The organism is Negativicoccus succinicivorans, assembly GCF_018373335.1.
GTDB lineage: Bacteria > Bacillota > Negativicutes > Veillonellales > Negativicoccaceae > Negativicoccus > Negativicoccus succinicivorans_A.
Window position 1 is genome coordinate 1 of record NZ_JAHAHH010000059.1, and the last position, 8,092, is coordinate 8,092.

The 8,092-nt window shown below is 47.9% G+C and carries 9 protein-coding genes and 1 pseudogene; 6 read left to right on the forward strand and 4 right to left on the reverse strand.

The features are described 5' to 3' along the window. Together tuf and KH813_RS05135 are read left to right on the forward strand one after the other, a co-directional pair. Positions 1-178 (forward strand): annotated as a pseudogene (gene tuf / locus KH813_RS05130) (elongation factor Tu); the annotation flags it as partial. Between the two features lie 121 nt (positions 179-299). Continuing rightward, on the forward strand, positions 300-878 hold the full coding sequence (locus KH813_RS05135; RefSeq protein WP_303994083.1) for a hypothetical protein: 579 nt from the start codon (positions 300-302) through the stop codon (positions 876-878). A gap of 48 nt (positions 879-926) precedes the next feature. Here KH813_RS05135 and KH813_RS05140 read toward each other — a convergent pair whose 3' ends face one another. Beyond that, positions 927-1,697 (reverse strand): NAD-dependent protein deacylase, encoded by a 771-nt coding sequence (locus KH813_RS05140; RefSeq protein ID WP_303994085.1) that lies wholly within the window; start codon positions 1,695-1,697, stop codon positions 927-929. 116 nt (positions 1,698-1,813) lie between these two features. Between KH813_RS05140 and KH813_RS05145 the strand changes: the two genes are divergently transcribed. Beyond that, the gene (locus KH813_RS05145) at positions 1,814-3,331 is read left to right on the forward strand and encodes an NAD(P)/FAD-dependent oxidoreductase (RefSeq protein WP_303994088.1); all 1,518 of its coding nucleotides are present in this window, start codon (positions 1,814-1,816) and stop codon (positions 3,329-3,331) included. 47 nt (positions 3,332-3,378) lie between these two features. On the opposite strand, the gene sstT is transcribed toward KH813_RS05145, so the two are convergent. The 3 genes from sstT to KH813_RS05160 all read right to left on the reverse strand — a co-directional run bounded on the left by sstT (position 3,379) and on the right by KH813_RS05160 (position 5,981). Then, complete coding sequence (gene sstT / locus KH813_RS05150) at positions 3,379-4,599, reverse strand: serine/threonine transporter SstT (RefSeq protein ID WP_303994090.1); 1,221 nt, start codon at positions 4,597-4,599, stop codon at positions 3,379-3,381. Between the two features lie 127 nt (positions 4,600-4,726). Then, entirely contained in the window at positions 4,727-5,248 is a 522-nt protein-coding gene (locus KH813_RS05155) for a flavin reductase family protein (RefSeq protein ID WP_303994092.1), read from the reverse strand. A gap of 10 nt (positions 5,249-5,258) precedes the next feature. Further along, on the reverse strand, positions 5,259-5,981 hold the full coding sequence (locus KH813_RS05160) for an SIMPL domain-containing protein (RefSeq protein WP_303994094.1): 723 nt from the start codon (positions 5,979-5,981) through the stop codon (positions 5,259-5,261). Between the two features lie 114 nt (positions 5,982-6,095). Between KH813_RS05160 and KH813_RS05165 the strand changes: the two genes are divergently transcribed. The 3 genes from KH813_RS05165 to KH813_RS05175 form a co-directional block, all read left to right on the forward strand. Beyond that, positions 6,096-7,256: a hypothetical protein gene (locus tag KH813_RS05165; protein ID WP_303994097.1), complete on the forward strand. Its 1,161-nt coding sequence runs from the start codon at positions 6,096-6,098 to the stop codon at positions 7,254-7,256. Positions 7,257-7,315: 59 nt separating this feature from the next. Continuing rightward, entirely contained in the window at positions 7,316-7,780 is a 465-nt protein-coding gene (brxF, locus tag KH813_RS05170; protein ID WP_303994099.1) for a BREX-3 system P-loop-containing protein BrxF, read from the forward strand. A gap of 60 nt (positions 7,781-7,840) precedes the next feature. Then, on the forward strand, positions 7,841-8,092 hold a 252-nt coding region (locus tag KH813_RS05175; protein WP_303994102.1), incomplete at its 3' end, for an NUDIX hydrolase.

Here is an 8,092-nt window from a genome sequence, read left to right on the forward strand (position 1 = left end):
GGACGTAACGGGCAACATCGAACTGCCGGAAGGCACAGAAATGTGCATGCCGGGCGACAACGTCACGATGAAAATCGAACTGATCACGCCGATCGCGATTGAAGAAGGTTTGCGTTTCGCGATTCGTGAAGGCGGTCACACCGTCGGCGCGGGCGTAGTCAGCGCGATCGAAAAATAATCATGCAATAAAAAAGTGCTGCATATGCAGCACTTTTTTATTGCATGATTGGGCGTGGTTGGCGAAGCGGAAGTGAAATGTTATAATCTAAATAACTTACGCTTGGAAATGGAGTTTTTACATGTCACGTCAACGTCTTGTCTTATTTACTTTTGCATATATTATGATTTGTATTGCCGGAATGGGTTTGCAAATTATTCCGTATGTCAATTTAACCGCCTTTGCTCCTTACTTGGCAGCACTTATTATGGCGCCAATCGTCGGGGCATTAGTCGGATTTATCGGCTTTATTATGGTCGGCTATTGGCAGGGGTTACCGCTGGGAATTGCCGGACATTTGATGCTCGCAATTTCGGTCGGTACCGCTGCTTATTACTTCGGAACCGTAATGGAGCAAAAGAAAAACAGCGGCTGGCTTCGCTATGCATATGCCATTGGCTGGGGTTATGTCGGTCAGGTCGTGATGGGGCTGTTTTTACTGTGGTGCCTGATCGGCGAACAGGCGCTGACTATTTTCGTGCCTTGGTCGGTAGCGGCGCTGTTGGCTATGCTGTTGGCGTTAGCCGTCGATTATGCTTGGCCGGAACATTTACGTCACGTCATCGGCGGACCGTTACCGCAGATTAAAGCCGGTCGCAATCGTGCTCGTAAACGTCGCACGGAAGTGGCCGCAAAAAAATATTCGCAAAAGAATCAATAAGAGAATGAGAGCAGTAGAATAAAAAAACACGGCGCAAGCCGTGTTTTTTTATGTAAGTAAAGGCGAGATCGCGTCTTCCAATACCTGACCGATAGACTCGCGAAATAAAATATTGGCCGCTTGGTCACGCGGAGTGGAGTCTTGATTAATTAACACTATTGCATCGCCGCCGAACTCATGAATGAATCCCGCGGCCGGCCAAACCACTAAACTGGTGCCGCCGATAATCAGCATATCGGCCTCACGAATCGCCCGAATCGCATGGGAAACCGTATCATTATCCAAGGGTTCTTCAAACAAAACGACATCCGGCTTGATAATGCCACCGCATTTATCACAATGTGGTATCGGGGTACTGCGCTCGATAATCTCGTCAATGGAGTATGATGCATGGCATTTTGTACAGTAATTGCGATGAATGGAGCCGTGCAGTTCGTAAACGGTTTGACTGCCGGCGCGTTGGTGCAAACCGTCGATATTTTGCGTGATGATCGCTTGGAGTTTTCCCAGCTTTTCTAATTTGGCGAGCATTATATGGGCGCGATTCGGTTGTACATCCTTCATCATACCTTGGCGTACTTTGTAATTGCTGAAAAACTCTTCCGGATGTTCGACATAGAAATGATGCGAGACCATTTCTTCCGCCGAGTAAGGCGTACCCGTGTCACGGTTAAAGATACCGTGTGTCCCGCGAAAGTCCGGAATGTCGGATTCGGTAGATACGCCGGCACCGCCGAAAAAAACAATACGTTGATGATTTTGTAAAAGATTTTGAAATGCTTTCAGTCGTTCTTGATAGGATGCATTTATGCGTGTCATAGCTCCCTCCTTTGTGTAGCCTTTTCTTTCATTATAGCATCTGTAAAAATCTATTTTCGCGCTCGTGCTAAAATAAAAGAAATGAGTAATTATGAATGTAAATGATGGGAGATAGTATGGTAAAAAAATATGATTTAATCGTAGTAGGTACCGGCGCCGCTCTGACCGTGTTGGAAACTGCATTGCAACACGGTCAAAAGGTAGCAGTAGTGGAACGCGCCAAATTTGGCGGTACCTGCCTCAATCACGGATGCATTCCGACGAAGGTTATGGTAACGGCGGCGGATGCCTTGCGGGATACGGAACGTTGGGCCGAAATGGGAGTCAAGGGAGAAAAACCGACGCTCGATTGGGACATCATTTCACGACGACTTTGGAAACAAATCAACGTCTCGCAAACTATGGCGAAAGATTATGAGCAACGTGAAAATTTGGATGTTTATCACGGCACCGCGAAATTTATCAGTAAAGATATACTCCAAGTCACTTGTGACACAAACAAAGCGGTGGAGATTTCCGCGACGACCATTGTGTTGGGCGTGGGGGCACGCACCAATATTCCCGATGTTCCCGGTTTGGAAACCATTCCATACTTAACAAGCGAATCTTTTTTCGGTGATCGTTTTCTCAAAGCGTTGCCCGAGGCCATGACGATCTTGGGGGGCGGCCCGATCGGTACCGAATTTGCGCACAGTTTTTCCGCATTGGGCGTAAACGTGACTTTGGTGCAGCATAATCAATATCTTGTGCCGCGCGAAGAACCTGAAATTTCGGAATTTGTTTTGCGGTCCTTGCGAAATGCGGGTGTTACCGTTTATACCAATCAGTCGGTAGAAAGTGTCCGCAAAGACGGTGGGGAGATCCGTTGTACGATCAGCGATCGTGCGACGAAAGAAAATAAGACCTTTACCACGGATGTTGTTTTCGTAGCATCGGGAATTATCCCCAATACAGATTGGCTGGATTTGGCGAAGACGGAAATTAAAACAGACGCTAAAGGTAATATCATCACAAACGAGTTTTTGGAAACGTCCCAGACGGGTGTTTATGCGTTGGGAGATGTGGATGGGCAGGCGCCGTTCCGGCACAAAGCGAACTATGAAGCAGACATTGTTGCTCATAATTTGTATGAAGAAAAAGATCCGCAAAAATGTCGCTGGGCAACCTACACAAATGTTCCGGTCGTTACCTATACGCATCCGGAAGTGGCGCATGTGGGATTGACGGAAAAAGCAGCTAAAGAACAGGGATATGAAGTGCAGACCGCGTTACATCATTACTCTGATACTGTTAAAGCCTATGCGCTCGGCATCACGCACGGGAGTCCGGAAGACGGGTTCATCAAGCTGGTGATTGATCGTCCGACGCAAATTATTTTGGGCGCTCATATGGTGGGGTATCAGGCTTCTGTTCTACTCCAGCCGTATGTGAATCTGTTGAATGCGGGGACTATGGAACTGACGCCGATTCATCCTGAAATCGGTTCGGAGACGGTGCAGAAATTACGTGAGCGAGGTTTAGTTCGTGAGCTTTTACCGCAACGTGTGCAAACGGTGAGTGAAACGATGGCACCGCATCCGAGCTTAAATGAAGTTTCGATGTGGACAAGATATTTTGTGGAAGGTAAAGTATAAAGCAAAAAAACGGTATCCTCGAAAGGATACCGTTTTTTCTTTAGTAACTATAAACGACCTTCTTTACGACGTTCGGCAAATTCTGCAACAGCGGTAAAAAGCACGTCGCTGGAAGAATTTAAAGCGGTTTCGCAGGAGTCTTGTAAAACACCGATGATAAAACCGACACCGACGACTTGCATGGCAATATCATTGCTGATGCCGAACAGGCTGCAGGCCAAGGGAATCAGTAAAAGCGAACCGCCCGCTACACCGGATGCGCCGCAGGCACCAACAGCAGAAATGACACAGAGGAGAAACGCTGTAGCAAAATCGACCGGAATATTGAGCGTATGCACGGCAGAAAGTGTCAACACCGCAATCGTGATCGCTGCGCCCGCCATGTTAATGGTGGCACCCAGCGGAATGGACACGGAATATGTATCTTCATCCAAACCGAGTTTTTGGCAAAGGTTCATATTAACCGGAATATTCGCGGCGGAACTGCGCGTGAAAAAGGCGTACAAACCGCTTTCACGCAGGGTTGTCAGGACAAGCGGATACGGATTGATACGCATTTTTACAAATGCGATTAAAGGATTCATCACCAATGCGGTGAAGAAGAAGCAACCCAGCAATACCGCCAGTAATTTTACATAACCGATGAGGGCGCCGAAGCCACTTTCGGCAATGGTGGACGCGACTAAGCCGAAAATACCGAGCGGAGCAAAGCGTAATACCCATTGTACCAATTGTGTGATCACTTGTGCGAAATCCGAGATCAACTGTTTCGTTGTGTCGTTGGCCTGACGGAGCGCAATCCCCATGACACTCGCCCAGGCCAATATGCCGATGTAGTTGGCATTCATGAGCGCATGCACGGGATTATCGACGATGTTCAGAACAACAGTACGGATGACTTCAATAATATTAGTCGGCGGAGCGAGCTGAGCATCGGTGACTTGCAGCTGTAAGTCCGTCGGAAACAGGAAAGAAGCCGCGACAGCCGTCAGCGATGCGACGAAAGTGCCCACAATGTAAAGCATCAGGATCGGCCGCATGTTGCTGGAAGTACCTGCGCGCTTGGTCGCCAGTGCCGCCGTTACTAGGACAAATACGAGGATAGGCGCAACCGCTTTTAACGCATTAACGAATAATGTGCCCAAAATAGAAACGGACGCTGCCCATTGGGGAATAAATACGGCAAGCAGAATACCCAAGATGATCCCGACCAGGATCAATTTCACCAAGCTGGTTTCATTGACCCAGCGCCAAAAGTTTTTAATCATATTCATCCCTCCACAATTTAATATGCTTATTATAGCGAAATAAGTGTGGAAAGACAATAGACAAATGTATTTTTGCGATACACAAAAAGAAAATAGCCGTCCAAAAGAACGGCTATTTGCAAAAAAATCATACTTCGTAAGCGCTCATGATTTCCGCGACGTAAAACGTATGCACATCATCCGGATTACGATCATAAAAGAAACTGAAAATTTCCGGATCCAAGCTATCTTTAGGAAATGCCAGTGACTGCAAAGTACGACATTCCAAATGCATCCATCCCGTGCCGCCTAACACCGGTGTGCTGCCTTGTTTGGGAGCGCAAAGAGTCAGACCCGCCGCGGTGATTTTATCTTCATCGCGGCCGCTGTGCGTGCCGCAATATTGAAGCATCGAGCGATAATCATCGCGCAAGGGGACGGAGATCGTAAACTCATTTCTTTTTTCTAAAAGTTCATGCGTGTATCGTGACGGCTTTACACAAATCGTGATAACATATCGTCGCCAACGGTAACCGATCGATCCCCAATTTAAATACATTGAGTTGGCTTCGGTAAGCGTTCCTGTCGTTAAAAATACACCGCCGCGCACAGCGCCGACAAATTTGGCGGCGGCTTCAGCGGGGGTCAGTGTATTCCATTCAGTAGCCATATGAACTCCTTTAGTCGACTAACTCAAACACGAGGCTGACGCGCATCGATACCTTTTGATTGCCGGCGAAAAGAGGTGTGGAAGGTGCATTATCAAACTTTGCCCTCGCCATCATTGGAGCCGCCCAGTATTCATTTGTCGGAGCGACGCTGGCATTCATCAGGCGTCCCAGACGGGCATGTCCTGCACGCGCCATTATTTGCGCGGTGCGACGACCGTTGGCAATGGCTTCGGCCAGTAATTCGTCTTTCAACTGTTGCGGTTGATCCACGACAAACTGAACATCGGAAACCGTGTTGGCGCCCGCGCTTACAACGCAGTCCAACACACGGCTCAAAAGAGCGGTGTCTTTCGTTTCAAAGACGATTTCGTTGGTCACACGATACGCTTTAATTCTCGGTATATTGTCTTCCGGATGCACATATACCGGCATAATTAAGAAGTTGGCGGTTTTCAAGTCCTTATCTTTTACGCCGGCCGCTTTAAGGGCAGCCACTACCGATTGCATGCGCTGATCGTAGGCTTCTTTCGCCACTCTGGCATCCGCACCTTGACCTTCAATGCCGAAACGCATCTGCGCTTTGTTCGGAACCAACTCGCGTTGCGCCTGTCCCTCGACGGAGACCGTGCGTTGCGGCGTGGCAGCGTCCATTACAGCAGCCTGCACGCCGTACATTCCGGTGGCGGTAAGACCGGTAGCAAGTAAGCCGGCTAAAATCCATTTTCGTAACATAGAAAAACCTCCTTTAAAAATAGAATATATCTAAAGACATTTTACCACATTGCATTTTGGTATAATTAAGAGCAAGGGAAACAAACGGTTAAATTAAGTACCGTGGAGGATATAATGAAAAAGCACAGATTACAAAAATTCTTGATCGCCGCGTGCGTACTATCATTACCTTGTCTTGTCGCAGCCCAAGCAGACGTGACAACCATGCCTGTGACATCACCGGGAACCGATTCAGCGGCCGGTGCCGCGCGTCAGGAAATGGGTCCTGACGGAAATCAGAAGATGCTCGTATGGAGTGTTGCTGAAATTCAAAACGAACCGCTTGCGGCGCAAGATTTTTCCGTAGGAGGTCTGCGCCTCGGTGACGATCCGGAGAGATTAACCGGCGTGTTGGGAGCGCCCTTGACAATCATGCGGGGAAATCGTATCGATCGCTACCATTTTAAAGAGGCGGAAGCGACAGTACAACAGAGCTTGCCGTATGATCAAAAAACGGCTGCGACTATCGACGTGGAACCGATACGAACACTGACCGGAATCAGCGCGCTTACAGTTACCAAAGAAAAGCTCATGACATCGCGCGGTATCGGGATCGGCAACAGTCGTGAAAATGTGATTCGCGTATACGGTACTCCTTCTCTCGTAGAGTATGATCCGTCGACAAAAATTTCTTACTATCGTTACCGGTTGCACGACAATGAAATTACTTATGAATTGACCTTTGCCATACATGAATTACAGGTAAAGTCCATGCAGCTGACATATGTCTCCGCGCTCAAAGAGAAACGGGACTTGTCATTCACGGCAAATACACCGGCATCGCTATTGGGATTTGTTCCGGGAACAATGTACCGAGAGCCCTCATGGTCAGAGTGGGAAACGCATTTGACGCAGGGGGAAATCGAAATTTGGATGCATGGTGATTTTGGGGTAACGGTAGAAAGCAAGACGCAAAAAATAAAACGCGTATTTTTACGCAATACAAATGTGGCGACGGATAAAGGCGTTGCGATTGGTGACAGCCTTTCCACCGTGACGCATGTTTACGGAGAGCCGAATGCCATCGTGCATGTCGGCGATCAACAGCAGACCGCATTATTGTATTATCCGCAAAATCTTGCGAAACGACTTTACTTGGTCTTTGTACTGGATACGCAAAAAGATCAGTTGACGGACATCATTTTGACGCAAGGGCGGATCAACGAGGCGGCTACGCCGGAGGAACGCTACGGTTTTACGCGCAAATCACAAGATAAATCCGACGCGCAAGTCTAGCCATTTCGGAAAATCTATATTATAATAACCATAACAAAATTGTACAGGGGCGTGATAGCATGGTGACAGTAGCAGATGTAAAGGCACGTGTACAGGAAGTTCAGGAATTGCCGGAAAAGTTGCTCTTTGTGGTCGGCGGTGCCGGTTCGGGGAAAAGCAAACTTTTGCGGGAAGTGGAACAAGCGGAAGACTATACTTACGTAGAAGCCAAAGAGCTCTTAATGGAAAAACTGTTTGAAATGGAAAACGAAGAGCGCAAGGTGGAAGCGAAAGAATCTTTTGTGAAAGCATTCAAGGCGCTTGCTGCGGATGTCGTGATTTTAGACGGCGTAGAAATCCTTTTCGCACCGATCTTTAAATTGGAACCGCTGGAAGTTATAAAAAAACTCAGTCAGGATCATACCATTATCGTTGGCTGGCGCGGCTCGTTTGACGGTAAGACTTTAAAGTTGGAACATAACAGCAAAGAAAATTATTTCAGTGTTGACATTGATGATCCGAAACAGGTCATTACGCTGGACTGATGTAACCATAGCTGAGGAACCGCTTCTGCGGAAGCGGTTCTTCTTTTTTGTGGAGGCGACATGGACTATCGCTATTGCCCGTATTGCGGCACACACCCGGTAACGAAAATGAACAAGGCGCAGTCGCGCTTATATTGCCCGCATTGCGAAAAATTTTTGTATCGCAATCCTATGGCAGCGGTGGCGGGAATTGTTTTGAATGACTCAGGCGCGATACTGCTGGTACAACGCGCCGTCGGCGAAACCTATCCGGGGAAATGGTGCATTCCCTGCGGTCATATTGAGTGGGGCGAAGATATCCGCGACGCGTTG

Bases quoted from the DNA above. Each gene is read 5' to 3' on its own strand.
- KH813_RS05135 (WP_303994083.1), top strand. From the start codon at position 300: ATGTCACGTCAACGTCTTGTCTTATTTACTTTTGCATATATTATGATT.
- KH813_RS05140 (WP_303994085.1), bottom strand. From the start codon at position 1,697: ATGACACGCATAAATGCATCCTATCAAGAACGACTGAAAGCATTTCAA.
- KH813_RS05145 (WP_303994088.1), top strand. From the start codon at position 1,814: ATGGTAAAAAAATATGATTTAATCGTAGTAGGTACCGGCGCCGCTCTG.
- sstT (WP_303994090.1), bottom strand. From the start codon at position 4,599: ATGATTAAAAACTTTTGGCGCTGGGTCAATGAAACCAGCTTGGTGAAA.
- KH813_RS05155 (WP_303994092.1), bottom strand. From the start codon at position 5,248: ATGGCTACTGAATGGAATACACTGACCCCCGCTGAAGCCGCCGCCAAA.
- KH813_RS05160 (WP_303994094.1), bottom strand. From the start codon at position 5,981: ATGTTACGAAAATGGATTTTAGCCGGCTTACTTGCTACCGGTCTTACC.
- KH813_RS05165 (WP_303994097.1), top strand. From the start codon at position 6,096: ATGAAAAAGCACAGATTACAAAAATTCTTGATCGCCGCGTGCGTACTA.
- brxF (WP_303994099.1), top strand. From the start codon at position 7,316: ATGGTGACAGTAGCAGATGTAAAGGCACGTGTACAGGAAGTTCAGGAA.